Genomic DNA, 24,309 nt, shown 5'->3' on the forward strand with positions numbered 1-24,309 from the left:
CCCATACTGCCACATCATTGCTGCTCAGCCCACCACTGGCGCAGCGCTGAAACCGCTTCCTCGCGGGGGAGCGGACCGCATTCCAAACGCAACTCCTTGAGGAATTTCCACGCACGGCCTACCTCAGGGCCTGGCTGTAAACCCAGCAACTCCATAATTTCGTTACCATCAAGATCAGGGCGCACCTTCGCGAGGTCTTCCTGCGCCGCCAAATCCTCAATGCGAGCCTCAAGATGGTCACATGTACGCTGCAGCCGTTGCGCCTTGCGTTGGTTTCGTGTGGTGCAATCCGCACGCACAAGTTTCAGCAGGCGCGGTAACAGCGGGCCAGCATCAGTGACATAGCGCCGCACTGCGGAATCGGTCCATTGGCCGTCGCCGAAACCATGGAACCGCATATGCAGGTACACCAGCTGACTTACGTCTTGCACCATTTGTTTGGAGTATTTCAACGTACGCATACGCTTGCGCACAAGTTTCGCTCCGACGACCTCATGGTGGTAAAACGTCACCCCACCCTGCGGCTTGAACGCTCGCGTCGCGGGTTTGCCGCAATCGTGCAAAAAGGCCGCCCAGCGCAACACAAGGTCGGCCCCATCTTCTTCCTGGGCCATCGCCTGCCGCAACACTTGCATCGAATGGGCGTACACATCTTTGTGCTGCATGTGCTCGTCTTGCGTGAGCTTCATGCCGGGAATTTCAGGGAAGATATGATCCGCGATCCCGGTATTGACCATAAGATTGAACCCCGCCCACGGCGCCGCACCGAGCATGAGTTTATCTAGCTCAGCGCGTACACGTTCCACCGTAATGCGAGAGATTTGGTCGGCCATTTCCGTCATGGCTTCCTGCACGCGATCCACCACCCCGAATCCCAATTGGGAGACAAAGCGGGCAGCACGCAGCATGCGCAACGGGTCGTCATGAAACGAGCGCTGCGGGATGTCCGGGGTATCCAGGCGTTTCGCTTGAAGGTCCGAAAAACCTCCGGTGGGATCGTGGAACACAAACTCGCCATTGGGGGCAATTTCCACCGCCATCGCGTTCACTTTGAAGTCACGCCGGACAAGGTCTCCTTCTAAGGTATCTCCAAACGTGACCACAGGATTGCGTGATTCGCCGTCGTATATATCGGAGCGAAACGTGGTGATCTCCACCTGATGCCCCGCATATTCTGCGGACACCGTCCCAAATTCAATGCCGGTATCCCAGACAGTATCGGCGTACGCGTCGAGGATTTCGCGGATCACCTCTGGGCGGGCGGGCGTCGTAAAATCAAGATCGTGGCCGAGCTCACCGAGGAACGCGTCGCGCACTGAACCCCCCACCAGATATATAGGGTAGCCTCGCTCGGCGAACAGTTTGGCGAGGGGCTTCAGTACATTGCTAACAGCTTCAAGCTCGTTGAGCTGGAGTTCCAGTTTTGTCACGGACATGAGTCTACTCGGTGGTTTGATACGATCAGGAAGATGAACGAGAAGGAACGTCAGCAGGACGGAGCTCAGGGTAGGCGCCGTCGCCGTCGGAAGCGTCCGACACAGCAACGACGTCGTTCTCCCCAGTCGCGCGGACGCAAAGCCCAGCGCCGTGCGCCGCGCATGCGCACCACCGACGAAACCTCCGCTGGCGGGCTCGTCGTGTCCGGGCTCGCCGAAGCCGTACAGCCAGACGGTGAGGTTGATCTCAGCCGCATTTATGTTGCCCTCATCGGTCGTCTAGATAGGCGCGGCCGTCTTCTGTGGTCGATGCCGAAGGGGCATGTGGAACCGGGCGAAGGCCGCGACTCCACCGCCGAGCGTGAAGTATGGGAAGAAACCGGGGTTCACGGGCAGGTGTTCGCCGAGCTCGGGGTGATTGATTATTGGTTTGTCTCTGACGGCGTCCGCATCCATAAAACTGTGCACCATCATTTGCTGCGCTACTTAGACGGTGACCTGAATGACGAAGACCCGGAAGTTACCGAGGTTGCTTGGATCCCCGTGAGCGAACTCATCGAACGCTTGGCCTACGCGGACGAACGGAAACTTGCGCGTCGCGCACACAATCTGCTGCCGGACTTGGCGCGCAAGGAACACGCAGAAGGAAGGATGACCCCACAGTGAGACGCTGGATTCCACTGTGTTGTGCGGCACCGTTGCTGGCGTATCCACTCACCGCAGGCGCGCTGCCGGTGCCGACCGCCCCGGAGGACCCCGCCGTTGCCAGCCAGTGGGCGCAACCGAAACTTCGGTCCACGGACGCTGCAGCGAGCGTGCAGGTAGACATTATCGAGGCGACCGTCATTGGCAGCGATGTTCGAATCCATGCGTCGCTGACCAATAGTGCTACCGAGCGCGCCGACGATTTGTCTGTTCGTATCCAGCGCGCCGCCCCGGTACGCAGCGTCACGGAAGCCCGCAAACTGCTGTCCGAACCGGAGTCCAATTACAACGTACGCGCCGGCGATTTCCGCGAGCTGTCATTTTCGCTTGCTCCTGGCGAGAGCAAGGAAGAAACGTGGACGATCCCGCTGACGGATTTGCAGCTTTCGGAACCGGGCACCTATCCACTGCTGGTGAATCTCAACGGACATGTGGGCAACACCCAGGTTTCGTACCTACATTCCAGCCGCGTGTTGTTGACCGTACCTGCCGAAGAAGAGGCTATCGACGCCGCGCCGGGGCTCACCTTGCTATGGCCGATCAGCGCGGATACTGGTCTCGTTGCCGGAGAAACGGGAGAGGCCCCCGGTGCGCCACCGTTGATTCTCAGCGACGAGCGGCTCGCCGGCGAACTCATCGACGGCGGCCGGTTAGACCAATTGATCGACGATGCAATGAGCGCCACCACGAATCCGAACAACAACGGATTACGTGAATCAATGTGCCTCGCCTTGGACCCCGAACTGGTGTCCGTAGTAGATCGAATGAGTAAAGGCTATTCGGTGGGGGCCTCGCGTCCGAGCCCAGTAGCGCAGAAGAAACGGCTGCGGGATAGTTGGACCTCGGATTCAGACACCAACCTCACGCCAGGCACCGCACAGCTGGTGGCGGGGGAGTGGATTGCTAAAGTACGCACCCTCGCGTCGAGCGGTTGCACGGTGGCCTTGCCGTGGTCGGACACAGATTTGGACGCCGTGGCGCGCACCGGCAACCAGTGGCTCATGCGCGAGGCTATCGCCCGCGGCCCCGAGGTGTTAGACAGCATCCTCGGCGTGGAGGTGGAGCGCAACATTGTCATCCCCGGATCTGGCTACGTAACACACCCGAGTTCGCTACTGTATGCGACAACTTCCGACCCTTCGGAAGCGTGGGAACAACAGCAACCTACGGAGCCTACGCAGCCGGTGCCAGAGACCTCGTTAAGCGACCCGCACCTACCTCACCCGATTCCGAGCTTGCCGCCCTCCGAAAAACAGGTGCACGTGCTGGTGGCGGACAATTCCTTACCTCCGGACGCGCCGGGGGTGGCGGCGGTACCGTACCAGGCAGACCTCGCCGCAACCCTTTCCGAAGTGGGCGATAGGCCGCTCACCTTGGGGTTTAGTGAGGAACCCTACCGCTACAACCACGTGGCCGATGGGGAACATGCGCGCAGTGCGATAGCCGCGGCGTCGATACGCTTGGCGCTGGAGCAACAGCAGGCGGTACTCGCGGTGCCGCCGTCCACCCTCGCCTCCCCAACAGCGGGTGCGGCGCTTCTCGACGCCGCCGCCTCAGCGTTGCGGGAAGGCGCGGCGAAACCCCAAAGCCTTCGCAAATACATTGAGAACACGGAAGCGAATACGGGTGAGGGAGTACCGTATTCGGATCCCGGCGCGCCGACCGACACCGAAATTTTGCGGGGTACCCAACAGGCGAACTACATCGACGATTTAACGGGCCTCATGGTCAACGACCCGATGATCGCCATGAGCCGCTATGACTTTACAACCCCGCTGCGGCGCGACATCCTACGCGCGCTGGCCGCCACCACGCGCCGCGAGTCCAGGAACTACCTCGCGGCAGCGGCGCAAGCGGACCTTACGCTCAACGGCAACCGAGACATGCTGCAAGAACTGCGGGCCTCGGTGTCGTTGCTGCCGCCAGGCAATGTGTACACCCGAACCTCGGAATCCTCCCCGCTGCTGATTGTGGCGCGCAACGGGCTACCACTACCAGTGGTTGCGACGATTCAATACACCGGCGACGGCACCATTTTCGTCCCGGAGTCGCTCCGCATCCCGGCGAAAGGTTCCATTACTACCCAAATGACGGCGGACCTTGGTTCCCCGCGGGAACGGGCGGACCTCACCGTGTGGTTAGCCAGTGCCGATAGCGCGGCAATTAGCAACCCCGTGGAAATCAGCGTGCAAACCCGCTCTGGGTTCACTAGCGTGAGCGGTTTGGTTGCGGCGGCGGGGCTAGCAATCGCGTTGGCGGCGCGCATCGTTTTACGCAACCGTCGAAAGTGGCGACGCACCTCATAATGTGCGGGATAATGTGCAAGTCGCCGCGCGATCACTCACAATGGTGGGGTGAACCAGAACGAATCCTGGCGACGTAGCCGCATTATTGCCCCGGCTCCACCAGCACCTGCCGTGAAACCAAAGCCGCAGGTGATTGAAGCGATCGATGAGGTGGAAGAAAATTCCGACGGCGATGTGGTGCGGTCGACCGGCTCAATGGCTATTGCCACCCTGTGCAGCCGTATCACAGGTTTCCTCCGCACCGTTGCCATTAGCTCTACACTGGGCGCGGCGGTTGCCTCAGCATTTAACGCAGCGAACACACTTCCAAACTTGATTACGGAGATCGTGTTAGGCGCCGTGCTCACCTCCTTGGTTGTTCCGGTGCTTGTTCGAGCTGAAAAGGAAGACGAGGATCGCGGCGCCTTCTTTATCCGGAGGCTGTTCACGCTCTCCTTCACGCTGCTGCTCGTAGTCACGGCAATTTCACTGCTCACGGCCCCGCTCATTACCACCCTGCAGCTGGGGTCAAAAGGGCAAGTCAACTTGAGCCAGGCAACGTCGATCGCGTACCTGGTGCTACCTCAGATCCTGTTTTACGGCATTTTCTCCCTGTTTACGGCCGTGCTCAACACCAAGGGGGTATTCCGGCCGGGCGCATGGGCGCCGGTGATCAACAACGTCATCTGCTTGGCGGTGTTTGGGGCGTACTGGATTGTGCCCGGCAAGTTGGACCCGGACCAGCCAGTAAGCATCACCAACCCGCATATTTTGCTCTTGGGGTTGGGTACCACGCTTGGCGTGGTGGTACAGGCACTGATCATGTTGCCTGCAATGCGCCGAGTGGGCATCAGCCTGAAGCCGTTGTGGGGAATTGATGAGCGCCTGAAGCAATTTGGCGGCATGGCGTTGGCCATCGTGGTGTATGTGGCAATTTCACAGGCAGGCTGGATTATTGCCACCCGTATCGCTTCCTTTAGCGATGCAGCCGCGATCACCATCTACCAAGCGGCGTGGCTGCTCTTGCAGGTGCCCTATGGCGTCATCGGCGTGACATTGCTGACGGCAATCATGCCGCGGTTGAGCCGCAACGCCGCCGATGGCGACAACGAGGCCGTGGTGTACGACCTCAAGGTGGCCACCAAGCTCACGTTGATGGCCCTCTTGCCGATCATCGTGTTCTTCACCGCGTTTGGACGGCAGATCGCGCACGCACTCTTTGCGCACGGTCAGTTCGACTCCACCTCGGCGGACTTTTTGGGAGATACGCTCAGCTATTCGGCCTTCACCCTGATCCCGTATGCGCTGGTATTGCTGCATTTGCGTGTCTTCTACGCCCGGGAGGAAGCATGGACACCGACGTTTATTATCGCGGGCATTACCGGCACGAAGGTAGTACTGAGTTATCTTTCGATCTATGTGGCGTCGACGCCGAGCCACGTGGTGATTCTGCTCGGCGCAGCCAACGGGTGCGGTTTTATTTCGGGCGCTGTAATCGGTAGCTTCCTGCTGCGTCGCAAGCTCGGACCACTCGGCACGAGGGAAGTGCTACGGACGTCGCTGTGGGCTATCGGATCCGCACTCATTGGCGCATTGTTCGCTTGGTGTGTGGATTACGGAATTTCCCTGGTGACCACCCCGACGAGCCTGTGGTTCTTTGTGCGTGTTGCGGTCAGCGGCGTCGTGTTCTTGGCGGTAACCGGCGTAGTCCTATCGCGTTCTGGATTGGATGAGCTGAGTTCTCTAGGTGCGATTATCAACCGCATTCCGGGTTTGCGCACCACCTCAGTGGAGGCCACGCAATTGCTGGCACTGGATTCGTTGAGCGCCACCCCAGGCCCCATGTCCGGCGGTCTGGTACACGGCCCGCGCCTCATGGCAGGCGCATTGGTGCTGGGTGGGCGATTCCGCTTGCTGGCCTCACATGGGGAATCAAACGGGGCGCGCTTCTGGCACGCACGACAACAAGACGGTGACCGTGAAGTAGCGCTTGTGTTTGTGGAGGACCCAGACCACGAGATCGCACGGCGCACGGTGGAACTTGGTAACCAAAAGCTGGACGGAGTCGCGCCTATTACGGAGGTATTTACGGACCAATCCACCTGTGTTGTGGTGGCCGAATGGGTGCCCGGTGTGGGATGGACCAGCATTCAGGAAGCCAGCCCACGGGCCGCCGCGCACGCGCTTAAGAGCTTGGCTACTGCGCAACGTCCATTGGGTATTGATAGCCCGAAACGCCTGCGCATTACCAGCGAAGGCAAGGCCATACTGGCGTTCCCTGCAGTGGTTTCTACTGGCCCAGACCAACTAGACAGTGCGCTGCATTCCATCGTGGAAACCGAGAAGTCTGTCCACGAGCTCTTGCAGCTGACCAATGATCACAGCACAATTCACACGGTTGCAGAGCGCACGCCGATGCCGGAAGATCAGGCCGGATTCGGCGATGGATATTCGCGTGTCATGACGATTGTGATTGCAGTAGCTACCGTGCTTGTGGTGTCTATTACCGCCGTTGCAACAATGGTGTTGTTCGGCCCGTAGCTGGGCCGCAACAGCGCCCCCAAAAGAAGGAACAGCTCGAAGTTTTTGGCATCCAGCCTAGAACTCGAGCTGTTTTTCTCGAATAATGGTGGTGTTCGGCAGGGGATAAAAGGTCGGGCACATCATTATCGGGAACAATCGGGGACTCTTTGGGGGACCGTTGAAAACAAATGAAGCAACGTTAATTCGAGATTATTTGGCGGGGGATGAGCAAGCGTTCCGCACGCTGGTGGAAGGACACACCAAAAAGTTGCTTTGCGTGGCTTCCCAGCATGCCCCGCAGCACGTTGATCCACAAGATATTGTGCAAGTAGCGTTGTGGAAGGCTTCGAGGAAGTTGGGATCTTTCCGCCAGGAATGTTCACTAAGTACGTGGTTGTACCGGCTGGTTGTCAATACTGCGTATGACTTCGCGCGGCGGCAGCCGCCGGCAACATGTTTATGCCTTGACAATGTTGAAGATCAAGCGGTTGAGCAAGATATTGAGCTCGGTATCGAGCTGAATCAGGCGTTGTCGTGTTTGCCAGTAGAGCAGCGTGAGGCGTTGCTTTTGGTGGATATCGCCGGCACCACGATCGAACGTGTGGCTCAACGCCAAGGGGTGCGTCCAGGGACCGTGAAATCGCGCCGAGCCAGAGCTCGAAAAACCCTACGTGAGCGGTTGAGAGGGGAATACCAACCCGCAGTGCAACGTTAGATTTTTTAGACACTTTTCTCAATGGACAAGGAAGTATGCGTTGACTGTTCATGACGTTGCAATCATTGGTTCTGGCCCCGCTGGCTACACGGCGGCTATCTACGCGGCACGCGCCGAGCTCAAGCCGATCGTCTTTGAAGGCTATGAGTACGGCGGTTCGTTGATGACCACCACCGAAGTGGAGAATTACCCAGGTTTCCCCGAGGGGATCATGGGGCCCGAATTGATGGAACATATGCGCACTCAAGCTGAGCGCTTTGGCGCGGATTTGCGCATGGAGCTTGTAGACCGCGTTGAGCTGAACGGCAAGATCAAGACCATCTGGGTTGGCGAAGAAAAGTTCGAAGCCCGTGCGGTGATTTTGGCTATGGGTTCTGCGCCCCGCTACTTACATGTTCCTGGTGAACAAGAACTGCTCGGCCGTGGCGTTTCGGCTTGCGCGACCTGCGATGGGTTCTTCTTCCGCGATGAGAATATCGCGGTGATTGGCGGCGGGGATTCCGCGATGGAGGAGGCGCTGTTTTTAACGCGCTTTGCCAAGTCCGTGACAGTTGTGCACCGTCGTGAGGAGTTCCGCGCGAGCCGCATCATGTTGGAGAGGGCGCGCGCCAACGACAAGATTCGCTTTGTCACCAATGCTGTGGTGACGCGCGTGGTCGGCGATTCGAAGGTGACCGGCTTGGAGTTGGACGTGGCTGGAAAACCGGAGACGCTGGAGGTTGCTGCGATGTTCGTCGCTATTGGCGCCGACCCGCGATCCGAACTAGTACGCGACTCCGTAAAGGTAAACGACGCCGGGTATGTTGAGGTGGCGCATCCGTCCACTCGAACAAATCTTCCGGGCGTTTTTGCGGTTGGCGATCTTGTGGATAACCACTACAAACAAGCCATTACGGCGGCCGGTTCCGGTTGCCGGGCCGCGATTGATGCTGAACACTTTCTTGCCACTGAGGAGTAACCCCATGTCCAATGTGATAAATGTCACTGCAAATTCGTTCCGTTCGACCGTTATCGAATCGGAAAAACCCGTGCTCGTTGACTTCTGGGCCGAGTGGTGCGGACCGTGCAAAAAGCTGGCTCCCGTACTGGAGGAAGTAGCCGACGAGCTGCATGATCGCGCACTTGTCACCAAGGTGGATATTCAAACGGAGCGGTCACTTGCGGCTATGTTCCAAATTCTTTCCATCCCCACATTGCTCGTGTTCAAAAACGGCGAAAAAGTCGCGGAAATGGTTGGCGTACAGTCTAAATCTGCGCTTGTGGCGAAGCTAGAGTCCGTTATGTAGCTGGTATCGTAGCCCCCAGTGTGCATGGCAGGAAGAAAGGAGCACCGTGACAGAGGTTTTCAAGGTTGGTGATGAAAACCCCCGCATCGCTGAAGTTCGTGCAGCCCTCGCGAGGTTGGGCTTCATCGATGAATTCAAAGCTGACGCGTCTAGTGTCTGCGACAGGGAATACACTGTGTTCGATGCTCACCTGTCTGAGGCGCTCCGAGCTTTCCAGCAAAGCCGTGGGCTTATCGCTGATGGACAAATTCGGGACGCCACGCTGCGCACATTGCAGGAGGCTTCATACAAGCTGGGCACGCGTGTGCTCACCTACCAACCGCCGGAACTATTAAGCGGCAATGATGTCCTGGAGCTGCAGACAGAACTGCAGGATCTGGGCTTCTATCTGGAACGGTTAGACGGACACTACGGTGAGCTGACCCACCAGGCCGTAGTTGATTACCAATTCAACTACGGGCTAAAAGCCGATGGTGTGTGCGGCCCTGAAACGCTGCGCTCGTTGAGCTATTTGGGCCGTCGCATTACTGGCGGAGCCCCCCATGCCGTGCGAGAGCGTGAAGCTGTGCGTGCCGCCGGCCCGTTTTTGGCGGGCAAGCGGGTGGTCATTGATCCAGGTCCGCATAACAATGTGCCTGGCCATTTGGTGCGCGGACCGTATGGCACGATCACCGAAGAGGACATTTTGTGGGATCTTGCGTCCCGCATTCGTGGGCGCATGAGCATCGCAGGCATGGAGACGATTGTGTCGCGCCCGCGGATGACTAATCCCACGATCAAGGAACGCATTGACCTCGCAAATTCGTTTAATGCCGACTTGATGATTTCGCTGCAGTGCGATTACTACCACAATGAGCGCGCCGCGGGTTGTGCCTCGTTCTATTTCGGCTCGTATCAGCGTTCCGCCCCCATGGGTGAATTGCTGAGCGGGTTTATTCAGCGCGAAATTTGCGCGCGGACGAGTCTGGCCAGCTGTGGCACGATTCCGGCAAAGTGGGATGTGTTGCGTTTGACGCGGATGACCTCAGTGGATGTTTCGGTGGGGTATTTGTCCAACCCACACGACGTTGCGGTGCTGACGGATCCGAAGCAGCGAGACAATATCGCCGAGGCCGTCGTTGTGGCGGTGAAACGTTTGTATTTGTTGGACCAAGATGACCAGCCTACCGGCACCTATAATTTCAGCGAGCTGCTGAAGGCAGAATTGCTCTAAAACATCCCTCAGCGGCCACTAGAAGAACTAAAACGCGCCGCTGAGAGGAAACGTACGTAAGCCCGTTACGGGGGCCAGAAAACGCCAAGTACCTATTGCTTGCAATTCAAGCGATGCTGGCGGCGTCACTCGCGGTCGATGAGCCCTAGGATGCGCTCAAAATCGTCGCGGTCACCGAATTCCACCACGATGCGGCCTTTCCGCTTGCCCATGGTTACAGTGACCTTCGTGTCCAGCCCGTCCGCTAGGCGATCCGCCGCGCGCGTAAAAAACTCTGGGGTTTCCCGCTTGACGGCGGGCTTTTTCTCCTGCGCATCACCGCGGTTTGCCAACATGACGGCTTCCTCGGTGGCGCGCACTGACAACCCCTCGGCGACAATCCGGTCCGCCAGCGCCTCCTGAGCAGGTGCGCCAGCCTTCAGACCGAGGAGCGCGCGAGCGTGCCCTGCGCTAAGCACCCCCGCAGCGACACGGGATTGCACTTTCACTGGTAGCGCTAGCAACCGGATAGCGTTGGTAATCACCGGCCGGGAGCGTCCGATCCGGTCGGCGAGTTCACCTTGAGTCACGCCGAACTCTTCCAAAAGTTGCTGGTAAGCGGATGCTTCTTCAAGCGGGTTGAGCTGCACGCGGTGAATGTTTTCCAGCAGGGCATCGCGCAGCAGAGAACTATCGTCGGTTTCGCGGACGATCGCGGGGATGTGCGTCAGCCCAGCCTTAGCTGCGGCCCGCCATCGCCGCTCGCCCATAATGATTTCGAATCCATCGTCGGCGGGGGAGTGGCGCACAACGATCGGCTGCATAAGACCGAATTCGCGGATGGAGTGCACCAATTCCGCAAGCGCATCCTCATCGAACACTTGGCGGGGTTGCCGCGGGTTTGGCGCGATGAGCGCAATGGGGATTTCTTGGTAACTCGCACCGAAATCCTGGCTATCGTCCGAAACGCTGGCCGCACCGCTTGTCGACGCCGCGGCGTCGTCACGCGGCTTCGTTGCTTCACGCGCTGCAGTTCTAGGTTTTTTCGCTGCGTGATGGCTGCGGTTGCTGCCGCCAATGATGATGTCAGCGGCACCGTCGCCCAACTTGGGGCTTTCGGATGGAGTGCTGGGGATCAGGGCAGCCAGCCCACGTCCGAGGCCGCTTTTGCGCGGTTCTTGTGCCATGAGAGCGTTGAGCCTTTCCTAGCGCAGTGTGTGGAACGAAAGCTCGCGGATAGAAATCCTACGATTGTGGTGCTACACCAATAGTCCCAGATTCTGGGGTGGGCAGGTAATCGCCACGGCGAGCGATTTCCTTCGCGGCGTCCAAATACGCCATCGCGCCGCGCGAACCAGGGTCATACTCCAACACCGTCTTGCCAAAACCGGGCGCTTCGGAGACCTTCACAGAACGGGGAATCAGGGTACGCAACACCACGTCCTTAAAATGCCGACGCACATCTTCGGCGACCTGTTCAGCCAGCTTTGTTCGGCCGTCATACATGGTGAGCAAAATCGTTGAGATATGCAGTTCATGATTCAGGTGTTGACGAATCATCGAAATATTGTTGAGGAGCTGCCCCACCCCCTCCAGCGCGTAATATTCACACTGAATCGGAATGAGCACTTCTCGAACTGCCGTCATTGAATTGATGGTTAATAGCCCCAAAGAGGGGGGACAGTCGATAATGACGTAATCGAAGGCGTTCCGAGCTAAAAACTCCTCGTCGAGAGCGTCCCGCAGGCGGTATTCTCGGCGCACCATGCTTACTAACTCAATTTCCGCCCCAGCAAGGTCAATCGTTGCCGGAATGCAGTACAAGTTTTCGTGCGACGTGGACTGCTGCATAGCTTCATCCGGGGTATGTTCCCCAAGGAGCACCTCATAGCTGGACGGGGTGCCGGTGCGATGTTCAACGCCGAGCGCAGTGGATGCGTTGCCTTGCGGGTCCAGATCAATCACGAGGACGCGGAGACCGTGAAACGCCAGGCCAGCGGCCAAATTCACGGATGTAGTGGTCTTCCCAACGCCGCCTTTTTGATTCGACACGGTAATCAGGCGCGGCCGATCCGGGCGCGGTAAATGCAACGCGTTCGGCGTTTGCACTTGTGTTGCACGCTGGGCAGCTGCCCCGATGGGGGTGTCTTCCCAGTACCGTTCGTCCATGGAGGTCCTTCTCCTTCGTGTTGCTCTGCTTCAACCCTACGGCAGTTATTTCACTCGCGGAATACTCATCAAGGTTGCAGGTTCTTTTAGGTGTTGTTCACCTACTGTAAATATGGTTGCCGCACCGCCACCAGCTTTTCGAATTTCTTTTGCATCGCGGGTGAGTTCATCGGCGACTGATACCCCCTTCATAGCGAGCATTTTTCCGCCTTTACGTGCGAAAGGAAGCGACCAAGTGGCGAGCTTACCCAGGGGTGCCACCGCGCGGGAGGTCACGACGTCGACACGCCCTACCCGGGAACGAACGTCTGGGTCCTCCGCACGTCCGCGCAACACGGTCACGTTCGCTAATCCGAGAGCTGCCACGGTTTCCGTAAGGAAGTTCGCGCGTTTGAGCATGGGCTCGACGAGTGTGACGTGCACATCAGGTCGTGCGATGGCCAATGGAATACCAGGCAACCCCGCACCGGAACCAATATCTACGACCGAAGCTCCCTCGGGAATAGCCTCGCCGATCACTGCGCAATTCAGGATGTGCCGATCCCACAGCCGATCTGCCTCCTTCGGCCCAATAAAGCCCCTGGTTATGGCAGTTTCCAGGAGGCACGAATGGTAAGCGACAGCAAGCGGTGCGCGCTCCCCAAACACCGCCGAAACGGCGGGTGGGACCGGCTGCGGATCTGTAAAAACTCCGTCTTGCTGCGGTTTCACGTGAAACATCCTTCCCAGAACGACATCAGAACAAGCCCCCGATCATTAGTTTCTCACGCTAGCTGACTATACGCGGCAACGAAAAACCCCAACCTTTCCGGTTGGGGTTTTGGGAACTTATTTGCGCTTCCGCTTTTTTGGATTCTGCGGCTTCACGCCCGGCTTCGGAGCGGATGCACGCTTTGCCTCGCGTTTCGCGGCGAGTTCTTCTTCTTCCTCACGGTCCATTTTCGCGAACACATAGTGCTGCTGCGCGTAGGTCCAAATATTGTTCGCGCCCATGTAGCAAAGCAAACCGATGTGCCACAGCACGCCAGTGAACAAAATCGTGGCGGGAAGGAACCACACCATCATTTTGTTCATCATCTGCATTTGCATTGCCATTTGATCGTTGCTGGGGGCGGACGCCTTGCCCGATGCCACCCGCTTATTCTGGCGAGTAATAGCCATTTTCGCGTTGAAGTGCGTTGCTAGCGCAATAATCACAATTAACGGCGCGGCCACCATAATGATGTCAAATTGCGTGAAGTTTACCGGCGCAAAGCCTTGGTACATTTCCTCCGGCATCGTAATGTACGCAGACAACGGCACGCCGAACAACCGCGCATCAAGGAAGGATTGCACGTCCGCAGGGGAGAAAATGTAGTTGGCGGTGTTGCGGTTTTCTTCAATGGACATGCCCAACTGGCCAGCACCGGTACCAGTACGGTTGAAGGAGCGTAGCACGTGGAACAAGCCGATAAATACCGGCATTTGCACTAGTACAGGAAGGCAACCCGCCATGGGGTTGACGCCCATTTCCTTTTGTACTTTTTTCGTCTCCTCCAGCATTTTCATCTGGTCATGTTTATACTTCTCCCGAATTTCCGTCATGCGCGGCTGCATCTCTTGCATTTTGCGCGCCGAACGCATTTGATTCAGGGTCGGGCGAACTAGCAACACGCGGATTGTAAACGTGAGAAACACGATTGACAGCACCCAAGTGATGCCGGATCCCGGGTCCAGCACAAAACTAAATAGTTTGTGCCAAAACCACAAGATGGCCGAAATTGGCCAATATACGAAGTTGAGCACGGTCGGTCAGAACTCCTGATCAAGGTTAAGTTTGGTCATCCTGCGCCGCAGTGCGCGTATTGACGCCGCGCTGAGGCACAGGGTCGTAACCTCCCGGATGCCACGGTCCGCATTTGCTGAGCCGAACTCCGGCCAGCACTACGCCACGAACCGCGCCGTGAAGCTGAACCGCTTGCAGGGCGTATGCACTACACGTCGGTTCAAAACGACAAGTTGACCCCATCTTAAGGGGTGACAAATACTTTTGGTAGCCGCGCACGGCGCCAATGAGCAAGCGCGCAAGCGGACTAGGCGAACGCGTCGAGCCGCTGGAGTGCTCGTTGCACATCACGCATCAACTCCTCGCTGGTTGCCTTCGCAGCGGCGGGTAGTGCCCGCACGACCACATCGAAACGATCTGGCAATTGCGCGGTCAACGCTGCACAAACATGCCGAAGCCGCCGAGATGTGCGGTGGCGCACCACCGCATTCCCGACGGCTTTGGAAACAATAAAGCCGAAGCGGGGACCACCCCAACGGGCGATACCAGCTTCGGCGTTGTGCTCCCACAAGTACACCACCACAGTCCGAGATCCTTTGCGCCGCCCCGTTCGAACCGTGCGAGCGAATTCGCTCGATAAGGCTAACGAATATTGTTGCGGTAACACGCGTAGAGGATTCCTTATTTGGTGATGCCGATGTGTGGGGCACCAACCGCATGGTATTAAACGGTCAGCGAAGCACGGCCCTTACGACGACGAGCCGACACGATTGCGCGACCTGCTCGGGTACGCATACGAGTACGGAAGCCGTGAACACGTGCACGACGACGGTTGTTCGGCTGGAACGTCCGCTTGCCCTTAGCCACGGTGAACACTCCTAGTTGTGAGCGGGTGTGCCGCGCCTGCGAAGCCGCCGAGTACTGGCAGTGTCATCTCCGCTACGGCCACCCTGATTGGATGAATGTGAATACCCAGGCGGCCTTGAAATGAGGCACTCCCTAGGCTCGCAACAGGCGCGACCCGAGCTAGTTTGCGGATCACGCCCAGTGCGAAACAGCACATCTGGGCGACCCTGCAAGGCAAGGCCCCTTTGATGTGCGAGACTCTGCCAGACTACGCGGTCGCGTTATATCAGACAAATCGACACGCCGCCGCTCGCGTAGCACAGCAATAATTACAGCCTTGTAGTTTCGAAAACCTCTACCCATTGCGGAGAAAAGTTGTGCACAGCCCACAGGGCCTGTGGACAACCTAGCCTGTGGATAACTTTGAAGAAACCTCTACCATTTGACTTAATGATCTGCCATTCACGCAGGTCAAGCACTTATGTGGGGAACAAAGAATCTATCCACAGCCTGCCGATTCCACTGTGGATAAGTTTTTTGCGTAAAGTTGTCCACAGCTGTGAGGAACACTGTGAACACGCAGGTTGCTCATGATTCCGGTATTTCACAAGGCCGGTGAAAAAGTTGCGCGGTTTTCCCCAAGCAGATCCCATAACCCCATACCGAGGATGACCTACTCGTTGCGTTTGTGTGCTAGCAACGTGGGTTCGACCCAACGCGGTGGCGAGCCGGCACACAACCACTCACAAAAGGACGTATTCGCGCGTGCAAGATGAAGGACTTCAGGACAACTGGAACCAGGTAATTCAGGAGCTCCAGCGACGATCAGCGCTGCCCGACAGCGGCATTCCGGCATTGACGCATTCCCAAATCGCACAGCTACGCAATGTCCAACCGGTAGCCATTGTCAACGGTTATGCCGTACTCAACGCGAGAAGTTCACAGGCCCGCAAGTTGGTAGAACACGACCTGCGCGAACCGATTATCCAGGTGCTTTCCGCCCGCATGGGCACCCCCTGCAACCTCGCGGTGAGCGTGTCCGGCTACGAGGACCCCCAACCCGAACGCTCGTTTGAAACTCCCGCCGCCGAACCCGCCCCGCCTCACGACGCCCCGCCGCCCCTCGGCACCACCTATCCCACCGCCGAGCCGCAGCCTCGACAGCCCCAGGCGGACCCGCAAAAAGATTCGAAGCCGGTGACGTTTCTGCACGCCCAGGAAGCAACGAGCTGGCGCAATCTCAACATTGAGCAACCAGTCCAGCGTGCGCAGCAAACCAGGGAACACATTAGCCAACACAATGCTCCGTCCGGGCCGCCGCGTTGGTCGATGGGGGCCGGCGTACGCTCAACGGGCAGGCATGCGCTGCTGTCCACGCCGTCGAAAAGCGGCGCTGGCAGCACCGACGAGCGCTCACTCAACGGCAAGTATACGTTCGACTCGTTCGTTATTGGTTCCTCGAATCAATTCCCGCACGCGGCTGCGGTCGCGGTTGCAGAAAACCCCGCGCACGCGTACAACCCGCTATTTATCTGGGGCGGTTCCGGGCTCGGGAAAACGCACCTGCTGCACGCCACCGGCAACTACGCCTGCGAGCTGCAATCCGGGCTGCGCGTGAAATACGTCTCCAGCGAACAGTTCACCAACGACTTCATCAACTCCATGCGCGACGACCGGCAGGAGTCGTTCAAACGCAGCTATCGCAACCTCGACATGCTCATGGTGGATGACATCCAATTCATTCAAGGCAAGGAAAGCACCCAAGAGGAGTTCTTCCACACCTTTAATGCGCTCCACCAGGCAAACAAGCAAATCATTTTGTCGTCGGACCGTCCGCCGAAGGAGCTGACCACGCTGGAGGACCGCCTGCGCACGCGCTTCGAGCAGGGGCTCATTGTGGATATCCAACCACCAGATTTGGAAACCCGCATTGCCATCCTGATGAAAAAAGCGCAGATGGAACGCACGGAGTTGCACCGCGACGTGTTGGAACTCATTGCCAGCCGATTTAAAAACTCCATCCGTGAGCTTGAGGGCGCACTGATTCGCGTCACCGCATACTGCTCGCTCAACCACGTGCCGATCACCACCGACACCACCATGAAAGCGCTCCAGGACATCATGCCGGAGCAGTCCGATGTGACGATAACCACAGCGGCGATCATGGACGCGACAGCGGAGTACTTCAGTATTTCGCTGGAGGCACTGCGCGGTACGTCGAAAACGCGTGCAGTTGCGCACGCCCGACAGTTGGCAATGTATCTGTGCCGCGAACTCACCGAGCTGTCGTTGCCAAAAATTGGGGAGAGTTTCGGCAAAGACCACACCACGGTGATGTACGCGGATCGCAAAATCCGCAACGAGATGAAAGAAAAGCCCGAAACTTTTGGGCAAATCCAAGAATTGACGCAGATTATTAAGGGGCGGGGGAGGGCCTAGCAGCGGCCAAATCGCGAAAACTATCCACAGGCCATTCGAACAGTGACGATGGTCACGTTTTTGGGGGCTGCACAGCTGTGAACAATGGCGTTTCCCCTGTGTACAACTGGGTATCAAGTTGTGGATAGCTTGTGGATAAAACCTGGGGACAAAATTTTTATCCACAACCTGCCCGAGTTATCCACAGTCTATCCACAACGATACTCACAGTACGATTTCGCCCTTGAGCTGCCCGGAAGGCACCTTTTCCACAGTTTCACAGGCCCTACTGCTTTTACTATCTTTTAACCCTTGTAAAGAAAAGAAGAAATAGGGGCTGGGGAAAAATCGGCGAGCGCGGCACGGCACATCGCTGGGATACGCCTCGGCTCGGAACGCGCTAGGTTTAAACTCGGACCCAACTTCGCGGTAGTTTGGTGGTGGTCCAACTACCGAGGAACCCTTCGACGATCAACTTCCTGAGGAGCCCGCGAGCATGGAGTTACAAGCGGTGTCGTTCCGCGTCACACAAGACGATCTGGCGAATGCCGTTGCATGGGTCGCGCGCAGTTTGCCATCTAAGCCCACTCAGCCAGTGTTGCGTGCCATGCTGATTACCGCCGACGACGAAGGCTTAGAGCTCGCTGGTTTCGATTACGAGGTGTCCACCAAAGCTCGAATTCCCGCGGAAGTTACGCACCCCGGCCGCATAGCGGTCGCAGGCAAACTCATCGCTGAAATTACGGCGACGCTTCCGGATAAGCCGGTGGAAGTGGTGGTTGACGGATCCAAAGTGTTGCTTACTTGTGGTTCAGCACGCTTTGAGTTGCCCAGCATCCCGTTGGACGACTACCCCCAGCTCCCGCAATTGCCGGCAAAAACCGGCGAGATTCATCCTCGCCTGTTCGCGGAAGCTGTCACCCAGGTGGCTACCGCAGCAGGCCGCGATGACACGTTGCCGATGCTCACTGGTGTGCACATGGAAGTCAACGGGGATCAGATGCTGCTAGCCGCCACAGACCGGTTCCGGATGGCGGTGCGACACCTGCGTTGGGATCCCGTGGCAAGCGACGTCTCTGCGGAGCTCCTGATCCCCGCAAAAACGCTCCTGGACAACGCTCGCTCGCTTGATGCGGCCGGGTTAGATGTTTTAGACATCGCGGTAGGTTCAGGCGATCAGATCGGCCGTGAGGGGCTGTTTGGCGTTCATGCAGATGCTCGCCAAACCACCACCCGAATGCTGGACGCCGATTTCCCGAATTTCCAACCGTTGTTGCCCAAGACCCACACTTCGCTTGCCTCGGTGGAGATCAGCTCGCTGCAGACGGCAATCCGGCGCGTAGCGCTGATGACGGACCGTAACGCGCAAATCCGCATGGAGTTTTCCCATGGCCAGGTGATTCTGTCCGCTGGTGGCGCAGATGCCGGCCATGCGGAGGAAACGTTGCCGTGTGCGTTTAGCGGTGAGCCCCTGCTCATTGCGTTCAATCCGGGGTACTTGAAAGACGGTTTGAGTGTGATTCACACGGATCGTGTGGTGTTTGGTTTTACCCAGCCTTCGCGCCCAGCAATCCTGATCCCGGAGCCCGCTGAGCTTCCGGAAGCCGGCGAGGACGGTAATTTCCCCACCCCGCAGACGGATTTCACGTACCTGCTTATGCCGGTGCGCCTGCCAGGCTAGCAGAGGGTTGCCATGTACCTCAGGTCGTTGGAACTGAGGGATTTCCGGTCTTGGCCGCAGTTGTCGGTGACGCTGGAACCTGGAGTGACGGTGTTGGTCGGCCGCAATGGGCACGGAAAAACCAATGTGGTGGAGGCGGTGGGCTATTTGGCGCATTTATCCTCCCACCGGGTGTCGCATGATGCGCCGTTGGTGCGCGCGGGGCAGGAAAATGCCCGTATTTCCGCGACGGCGGTGAATCGGGGCCGTGAGCTGACTGCGCATTTGCTCATCCACCCGCATCGCGCGAATCAGGCTCAGTTGAATAGAACAAAAGTGCCCTCGCCGCGGCAGTTGTTAGGCGTGGTGCATACCGTGTTGTTTGCGCCGGAGGACATTGTGTTGGTGCGCGGCGAGCCTGCTGAACGCCGCCGCTACCTCGACGAGGTGCTGGCGATGCGGTTGCCGCGCATCGCGGGGGTGAAGTCCGACTACGACAAGGTGTTGCGCCAGCGTAACGCGTTGTTAAAAACCGCCCAGGCGGCTTTGCGACGGGGCTACGATTCGGCGGATGGGGCGTCTGCGTTGGCAACATTGGATACTTGGGACGGTCAGCTTGCGGCGTTGGGAGCTCACTTGCTTACCGCCCGCATGAAGCTCGTACAGGTGCTCGGACCGGAGGTTGCGGCTGCATATTACGGGTTGGCGCCGGATTCGAGGGCGGCGTCGCTACGCTACCGCTGTACGGTCCCCAATGCAGTGAGTGACGACGTCGCGATCACCGAGGCCGCCATGCTGGCGGAACTGGGGCTACAGCGTCAGCGCGAAATCGAACGCGGAATGAGTTTGGTTGGCCCGCACCGCGACGATCTCGAACTGGTGCTTGGAGATCAGCCTGCGAAAGGGTTTGCCAGCCACGGTGAAACTTGGTCGTTCGCGCTAGCCTTGCGCTTGGCCGTGTTTTCCCTGCTTAAGAGGGAAGGTACGGAACCTGTGCTCATTCTCGATGATGTGTTTGCGGAGCTGGATACCGCTCGTCGCGCGGCGTTGGTAGAAATAGCAAAGACCGCCGAACAGGTGCTTATTACGGCGGCTGTGGGAGAGGATATTCCGAGCAATCTTCAGCAGGTAGTGTCCCGCACTCATACGGTGTCAGTGACGGAGGGTGCGGACGGCCGGATATCGGTGCTCAATGCAGAGCTGGATTCGGAGGTGGAACGGTGATGGAACAACAACCTCGCGACTCAATTTCGAGCGCATTCGAGGCGATTCGCAATGAGGCGCAACGCCGCACCGGAAAGGCCCCAGATCTGTCCAAACAGGGGCAGGTTCGGCGCACTACAACTCCGAAACGTCAGCCGCCACGTGGTCGTGCCACTGGCCCAGACGGGCGCGGCCTATGGCAGCAACCTCAGGCCGCCCCGTTGGGCAGCATTATGTACTCGGAGTTGCAGCGACGTGGCTGGCGGAAGGAGCTCGCTGGCGGTTGGGTCCATGGGCATTGGCACGTGGTGGTGGGGGAAAAGATCGCCGAGCATACGAAAGTGGAGATGCTGAAGGATCAAATCCTGCATATTTCTTGTGATTCCACCGCGTGGGCGACGAATCTGAGAATGATGCAGCGGCAAATTTTGCACACTATCTCAGAGCGGGTGGGGCCGGACGTTGTGACGCAGTTGAAAATATATGGGCCGAAGGTTCCGAGTTGGCGAAAAGGGCCGCTGCACATTCCGGGACGAGGTCCGCGCGATACGTATGGGTAGTGATAAAAACCTCACCCAGCCGTGTGGCAGGGCCGTAGACGCGCCCGACCCCTACCGCCGGTAGGGGGATAAGGGGTGTAAGATGAGTGAGGTCTGTATCAATTCTGAGTGAGGAGTGCTGCACCACCGTGGCTGCCACAGAACATCAGTATGACGCCTCATCCATCACCATCCTGGAGGGCCTGGAAGCTGTTCGAAAACGGCCGGGTATGTACATTGGCTCCACCAGTGAACGCGGCTTGCATCACTTGGTGTGGGAGGTTGTGGATAACTCCGTCGATGAGGCGATGGCGGGGTATGCCGACCGCGTCGATGTGACGTTGCTGGAGGATGGCGGCGTTGAAGTCAAAGACAATGGCCGTGGCATTCCCGTGGAAATGCATCCTTCTGGCGCTCCTACTGTGCAGGTGGTGATGACGCAGCTGCATGCGGGCGGCAAGTTCGACTCGGAATCGTATGCGGTGTCTGGCGGTTTGCACGGCGTTGGTATTTCCGTGGTGAACGCGCTGTCCACCCGCGTGGAAGCGGACATTAAGCGCGACGGGCATCACTGGCATCAGAGTTTTGTAAACGCCGTGCCGGAGGAGCTGGTGCAGGGTGGGCCCGCGCGGGGGACCGGGACGACGGTGCGATTTTGGCCGGACCCGGAGATTTTTGAGACCACCGAGTTCAAGTTTGGGACGATTTCCCGCCGCTTGCAGGAGATGGCGTTCCTGAACAAGGGGCTCACCATTACGCTCACTGACCAGCGCGTCAGTGAAGAGCAGCTGGAGCTGGACGCTATCGCGGAAGCAGGGGAGGAAGCTGAGGCCGTTACCCCCAATCTTGACGACGCCGCGTCCGCCGCCGACCCAGACACCGCCGAGGCTGCGGCGTCGGCGAAGCCGAAAGAGCGCAAAAAGACGTTTTACTATCCCGATGGGCTCAAGGATTACGTCAAGAGCTTGAACAAGTCGAAGTCAATCATCCATCCCACGATTATTTCCATTGAGGTCAAGGGGGAGGACCAAGAGGTGGAGGTGGCTATGCAGTGGAATTCCAGCTATTCGCAGAGCCTGCACACCTTTGCCAACACCATTAACACCGTTGAGGGTGGTGCCCACGAGGAAGGGTTCCGCACGGCGTTGACCTTGCTGATGAATCGGTACGCTCGCGAACATCGCCTGCTCAAGGAAAAAGAACCGAACCTTTCTGGCGAGGATTGCCGCGAAGGTTTGTCTGCGGTGGTGTCGGTGCGCGTGGGGGATCCCCAGTTTGAGGGGCAGACGAAAACCAAGCTGGGTAATTCGGAGGTGCGGACCTTTGTGCAGCGCGCCGTGTTTGAGCATTTCCAGTACTGGCTGGAGGCCAATCCGGCTGAAGCAAAGACGATCATCAATAAAGCTATCGCCTCAGCTCATGCTCGCCAGGCGGCCCGCAAGGCCCGTGATTTGGTGCGCCGAAAGTCCGCCACGGATCTCGGTGGGTTGCCCGGCAAACTGGCGGATTGTCGCTCGAAGGACCCAGTGAAGTCGGAACTATACATCGTGGAGGGTGACTCCGCCGGTGGCTCCGCTAAGTCGGGCCGGGATTCCATGTACCAGGCAATTCTGCCGTTGCGCGGCAAAATCCTGAACGTGGAAAAGGCCCGTTTGGATAAGGTGCTGCGAAATAATGAGGTCCAGGCGATTATTACTGCGCTGGGCACCGGTATCCACGACGAGTTTGATATTGATAAATTGCGTTACCACAAGATCATCTTGATGGCCGACGCTGACGTGGATGGCCAACACATCGCCACCTTGCTGCTTACGCTGCTGTTCCGGTTTATGCCGCAGCTGATTGATGATGGTTACGTGTACCTCGCACAGCCACCGCTGTACAAGCTGAAGTGGGCGAAGGGGGAGCCCGGGTTCGCATTCTCTGATGCAGAGCGCGACGAGGAGCTCAAGACAGGCCTCGAGGCTGGCCGCAAGATCAACAAAGACGACGGCATTCAGCGCTACAAGGGTTTGGGTGAAATGAACGCCAAGGAGCTGTGGGAAACCACGATGGATCCGTCGACGCGTATCTTACGGAAGGTCACCATGGAGGACGCTCAAGGCGCCGACGAGCTGTTTTCCATCCTCATGGGTGATGACGTGGTTGCTCGCCGCTCGTTTATTACCCGTAACGCCAAGGACGTGCGCTTCCTGGACGTGTAACGGCAACGCCCGCCGTCCTGCAAGGTGGAACACGCAGGACGGCGGGCGTTGTTGTGAGCGCCAGTGCGGCTGGGTTAGCCAGCGTGGCGCTGAATGATGCTGCCGATGTTGGCGGCGTTAGCCTCAAGTGCCTGGGCACCCTTGCCGCGGACGCTGCCGTAGATCTTGTTCAGGGTGGCGTTGCCCTCGTCCTGGGCGCGGCGGTCCGTGATTTCCAGGATATCGCTGGCTACTTCGCCTTTGCGGGCATCAAGGAAGGCGCCGAAGTCCTGATCGCCACCGGCGAGGAAGGCCTGCCACTTGGGGTCGAGCGCGTCTGCAATATCGGGCAGCAGGCGGCTAACAACCTTGGAGACGATTTCAGCATCGTACTTCGTGGCGGCTGCCATGGCACCCTTGACGGCGACGCCGCCGACGCCGGACATGTCGCTGACGCTCTTGGTGATCAGGTCGGAAACGTCCGCAACCACGGCGCCTTTGGCCGCGCCCGTGAGCATGGTTTTCAGATCGGTCATCTATTTCTTCCTTTGATGTACGAATGTGTGGATCGCAGACCAGACTATGCGTAACTTCCGCCTACTGGGATATCAATAGTGATTTTCCCAGTTCAATGGGGTGAGAATACACCCTGTTGGGTACCCCACAGCGCGCAAAACGGCCGCCACCAGTCAAGGGAAACATCCTTGCGTGATGGGGGCCGTTCATGGGTTGTGATTCTTCCACCACAGATCACTCTTCACATGAGTTAACTGCAATCACAACAGTAACAGAGTTTACATCTTGTACCGTAATGTCATCAACATTTCGAAGGCGTGTCACGCGTTCAGGCGGGCAAAAACCTCTCCTACCACAGTAGCGAATTCTCTGTTTCTTGCGCTGAGCGGCGCCAATGCCGCTACGGCGTGTTCCAAACTGTGGCGCGCCGACGTGAGGTTTTGATGTACGGCTACCCCCTCGAGTTGCCCCCCTGTTACTGCGGAGGCTGCACAAAATGCAGCAAAGTCGATAACACTTACGCGATATTGGTCACAAAACTCGTCAGCAATCAGCAGTAACTGTTCAGGGCTCAAGTGTCTCACGGGCGTTTCCTCGGTGCCGCCTGCCGAATCCGACGCTCCATTGCCGCGTGCTCGGCGACGCAGGTGCGTGCAAGGTCCCTCACCTCGGCGTCGAGAAGCGAGCGAGTCGCCGCAGCAACAATGGCACGCACAGCTGCCTCGTGCTTACTCGTGCCTTGGGTGGCGGCAAGCAAAGCCAATGCGCGATCCTGGGCGGGGGTCAACCGTAGGGTCATAGCCATGCCGCGATGGTATCACCATGGTGGCACAGTGCGAGGAAAGGGCGGCAAAACGGGCCCCAATGG

General features: G+C 58.1%; 21 protein-coding genes and 1 pseudogene. 12 read left to right on the plus strand and 10 right to left on the minus strand.

Annotation, left to right across the window (positions count from 1 at the left end; all coding sequences use genetic code 11):
• Positions 1 to 14 precede the first annotated feature (14 nt).
• Positions 15 to 1,436: a CCA tRNA nucleotidyltransferase gene (locus Q4D83_RS10065; RefSeq protein ID WP_303175182.1), complete on the minus strand. Its 1,422-nt coding sequence runs from the start codon at positions 1,434 to 1,436 to the stop codon at positions 15 to 17.
• Between the two features lie 42 nt (positions 1,437 to 1,478).
• On the opposite strand from Q4D83_RS10065, the pseudogene Q4D83_RS10070 reads away from it, so the two are divergent.
• The 7 genes and pseudogenes from Q4D83_RS10070 to Q4D83_RS10100 form a co-directional block, all read left to right on the plus strand.
• Positions 1,479 to 2,102: pseudogene (locus Q4D83_RS10070) on the plus strand (NUDIX hydrolase); the annotation flags it as partial.
• On the plus strand, positions 2,099 to 4,447 hold the full coding sequence (locus Q4D83_RS10075; protein WP_303175183.1) for a hypothetical protein: 2,349 nt from the start codon (positions 2,099 to 2,101) through the stop codon (positions 4,445 to 4,447). The pseudogene Q4D83_RS10070 and the gene Q4D83_RS10075, both read left to right, overlap by 4 nt.
• Before the next feature lie 48 nt (positions 4,448 to 4,495).
• Entirely contained in the window at positions 4,496 to 6,967 is a 2,472-nt protein-coding gene (gene murJ, locus Q4D83_RS10080) for a murein biosynthesis integral membrane protein MurJ (RefSeq protein ID WP_303175184.1), read from the plus strand.
• A gap of 160 nt (positions 6,968 to 7,127) precedes the next feature.
• Complete coding sequence (locus Q4D83_RS10085) at positions 7,128 to 7,664, plus strand: RNA polymerase sigma factor (protein WP_303175185.1); 537 nt, start codon at positions 7,128 to 7,130, stop codon at positions 7,662 to 7,664.
• A 40-nt stretch (positions 7,665 to 7,704) separates the two neighbouring features.
• Positions 7,705 to 8,622 (plus strand): thioredoxin-disulfide reductase, encoded by a 918-nt coding sequence (gene trxB / locus Q4D83_RS10090; protein ID WP_303175186.1) that lies wholly within the window; start codon positions 7,705 to 7,707, stop codon positions 8,620 to 8,622.
• A 4-nt stretch (positions 8,623 to 8,626) separates the two neighbouring features.
• Positions 8,627 to 8,950 carry a thioredoxin gene (gene trxA, locus Q4D83_RS10095; protein ID WP_303175187.1) on the plus strand — a complete coding sequence of 108 codons (324 nt, stop codon included), beginning with the start codon at positions 8,627 to 8,629 and terminating at the stop codon, positions 8,948 to 8,950.
• Between the two features lie 46 nt (positions 8,951 to 8,996).
• Positions 8,997 to 10,163 carry an N-acetylmuramoyl-L-alanine amidase gene (locus Q4D83_RS10100; protein WP_303175188.1) on the plus strand — a complete coding sequence of 389 codons (1,167 nt, stop codon included), beginning with the start codon at positions 8,997 to 8,999 and terminating at the stop codon, positions 10,161 to 10,163.
• A 125-nt stretch (positions 10,164 to 10,288) separates the two neighbouring features.
• On the opposite strand, the gene Q4D83_RS10105 is transcribed toward Q4D83_RS10100, so the two are convergent.
• From Q4D83_RS10105 to rpmH, 7 genes are all read right to left on the minus strand, one after another.
• Positions 10,289 to 11,329, minus strand: a complete 1,041-nt coding sequence (locus Q4D83_RS10105) for a ParB/RepB/Spo0J family partition protein (RefSeq protein WP_303175189.1) — start codon at positions 11,327 to 11,329, stop codon at positions 10,289 to 10,291.
• Positions 11,330 to 11,387: 58 nt separating this feature from the next.
• Positions 11,388 to 12,311, minus strand: a complete 924-nt coding sequence (locus Q4D83_RS10110; RefSeq protein ID WP_303175190.1) for a ParA family protein — start codon at positions 12,309 to 12,311, stop codon at positions 11,388 to 11,390.
• A gap of 45 nt (positions 12,312 to 12,356) precedes the next feature.
• Positions 12,357 to 13,031 (minus strand): 16S rRNA (guanine(527)-N(7))-methyltransferase RsmG, encoded by a 675-nt coding sequence (gene rsmG, locus Q4D83_RS10115; RefSeq protein WP_303175191.1) that lies wholly within the window; start codon positions 13,029 to 13,031, stop codon positions 12,357 to 12,359.
• A 108-nt stretch (positions 13,032 to 13,139) separates the two neighbouring features.
• Positions 13,140 to 14,096 carry a membrane protein insertase YidC gene (gene yidC / locus Q4D83_RS10120; protein ID WP_303175192.1) on the minus strand — a complete coding sequence of 319 codons (957 nt, stop codon included), beginning with the start codon at positions 14,094 to 14,096 and terminating at the stop codon, positions 13,140 to 13,142.
• A 25-nt stretch (positions 14,097 to 14,121) separates the two neighbouring features.
• The gene (gene yidD, locus Q4D83_RS10125; RefSeq protein ID WP_303175193.1) at positions 14,122 to 14,424 is read right to left on the minus strand and encodes a membrane protein insertion efficiency factor YidD; all 303 of its coding nucleotides are present in this window, start codon (positions 14,422 to 14,424) and stop codon (positions 14,122 to 14,124) included.
• Positions 14,384 to 14,743 carry a ribonuclease P protein component gene (gene rnpA / locus Q4D83_RS10130; protein ID WP_303175194.1) on the minus strand — a complete coding sequence of 120 codons (360 nt, stop codon included), beginning with the start codon at positions 14,741 to 14,743 and terminating at the stop codon, positions 14,384 to 14,386. Before rnpA ends, yidD begins: the two co-directional genes overlap by 41 nt.
• A 56-nt stretch (positions 14,744 to 14,799) precedes the next feature.
• Complete coding sequence (gene rpmH / locus Q4D83_RS10135; RefSeq protein WP_146325003.1) at positions 14,800 to 14,943, minus strand: 50S ribosomal protein L34; 144 nt, start codon at positions 14,941 to 14,943, stop codon at positions 14,800 to 14,802.
• 744 nt (positions 14,944 to 15,687) lie between these two features.
• Between rpmH and dnaA the strand changes: the two genes are divergently transcribed.
• The 5 genes from dnaA (at position 15,688) to gyrB (ending at position 22,946) form a co-directional block, all read left to right on the plus strand.
• A complete protein-coding gene (gene dnaA, locus Q4D83_RS10140; protein ID WP_303175195.1) occupies positions 15,688 to 17,361 on the plus strand; it encodes a chromosomal replication initiator protein DnaA in 1,674 nt (557 codons plus the stop codon).
• 475 nt (positions 17,362 to 17,836) lie between these two features.
• Entirely contained in the window at positions 17,837 to 19,021 is a 1,185-nt protein-coding gene (dnaN, locus tag Q4D83_RS10145) for a DNA polymerase III subunit beta (RefSeq protein WP_303175196.1), read from the plus strand.
• A gap of 12 nt (positions 19,022 to 19,033) precedes the next feature.
• Complete coding sequence (gene recF, locus Q4D83_RS10150; protein ID WP_303175197.1) at positions 19,034 to 20,224, plus strand: DNA replication/repair protein RecF; 1,191 nt, start codon at positions 19,034 to 19,036, stop codon at positions 20,222 to 20,224.
• A complete protein-coding gene (locus Q4D83_RS10155; protein ID WP_303175198.1) occupies positions 20,224 to 20,763 on the plus strand; it encodes a DciA family protein in 540 nt (179 codons plus the stop codon). The genes recF and Q4D83_RS10155 overlap by 1 nt, the downstream gene beginning before the upstream one ends.
• Before the next feature lie 128 nt (positions 20,764 to 20,891).
• On the plus strand, positions 20,892 to 22,946 hold the full coding sequence (gene gyrB, locus Q4D83_RS10160) for a DNA topoisomerase (ATP-hydrolyzing) subunit B (RefSeq protein WP_303175199.1): 2,055 nt from the start codon (positions 20,892 to 20,894) through the stop codon (positions 22,944 to 22,946).
• 74 nt (positions 22,947 to 23,020) lie between these two features.
• Here the strand turns inward: gyrB and Q4D83_RS10165 are convergent, their stop codons facing one another.
• Together Q4D83_RS10165 and Q4D83_RS10170 are read right to left on the minus strand one after the other, a co-directional pair.
• The gene (locus tag Q4D83_RS10165) at positions 23,021 to 23,461 is read right to left on the minus strand and encodes a hypothetical protein (RefSeq protein WP_303175200.1); all 441 of its coding nucleotides are present in this window, start codon (positions 23,459 to 23,461) and stop codon (positions 23,021 to 23,023) included.
• A gap of 560 nt (positions 23,462 to 24,021) precedes the next feature.
• Positions 24,022 to 24,246, minus strand: coding sequence for a CopG family transcriptional regulator (locus Q4D83_RS10170; protein WP_303175201.1), 225 nt, complete (start codon positions 24,244 to 24,246; stop codon positions 24,022 to 24,024).
• Positions 24,247 to 24,309 lie beyond the last annotated feature (63 nt).

Origin of the sequence: Corynebacterium sp., from assembly GCF_030532715.1 — a bacterium.
Lineage (GTDB): Bacteria > Actinomycetota > Actinomycetes > Mycobacteriales > Mycobacteriaceae > Corynebacterium.

Coding starts and splice junctions, on each gene's coding strand:
- Q4D83_RS10065 (WP_303175182.1), bottom strand. CDS start 1,436: ATGTCCGTGACAAAACTGGAACTCCAGCTCAACGAGCTTGAAGCTGTT.
- trxA (WP_303175187.1), top strand. CDS start 8,627: ATGTCCAATGTGATAAATGTCACTGCAAATTCGTTCCGTTCGACCGTT.
- Q4D83_RS10105 (WP_303175189.1), bottom strand. CDS start 11,329: ATGGCACAAGAACCGCGCAAAAGCGGCCTCGGACGTGGGCTGGCTGCC.
- Q4D83_RS10110 (WP_303175190.1), bottom strand. CDS start 12,311: ATGGACGAACGGTACTGGGAAGACACCCCCATCGGGGCAGCTGCCCAG.
- rsmG (WP_303175191.1), bottom strand. CDS start 13,031: ATGTTTCACGTGAAACCGCAGCAAGACGGAGTTTTTACAGATCCGCAG.
- yidD (WP_303175193.1), bottom strand. CDS start 14,424: ATGTGCAACGAGCACTCCAGCGGCTCGACGCGTTCGCCTAGTCCGCTT.
- dnaN (WP_303175196.1), top strand. CDS start 17,837: ATGGAGTTACAAGCGGTGTCGTTCCGCGTCACACAAGACGATCTGGCG.
- recF (WP_303175197.1), top strand. CDS start 19,034: ATGTACCTCAGGTCGTTGGAACTGAGGGATTTCCGGTCTTGGCCGCAG.
- Q4D83_RS10155 (WP_303175198.1), top strand. CDS start 20,224: ATGGAACAACAACCTCGCGACTCAATTTCGAGCGCATTCGAGGCGATT.
- Q4D83_RS10165 (WP_303175200.1), bottom strand. CDS start 23,461: ATGACCGATCTGAAAACCATGCTCACGGGCGCGGCCAAAGGCGCCGTG.
- Q4D83_RS10170 (WP_303175201.1), bottom strand. CDS start 24,246: ATGGCTATGACCCTACGGTTGACCCCCGCCCAGGATCGCGCATTGGCT.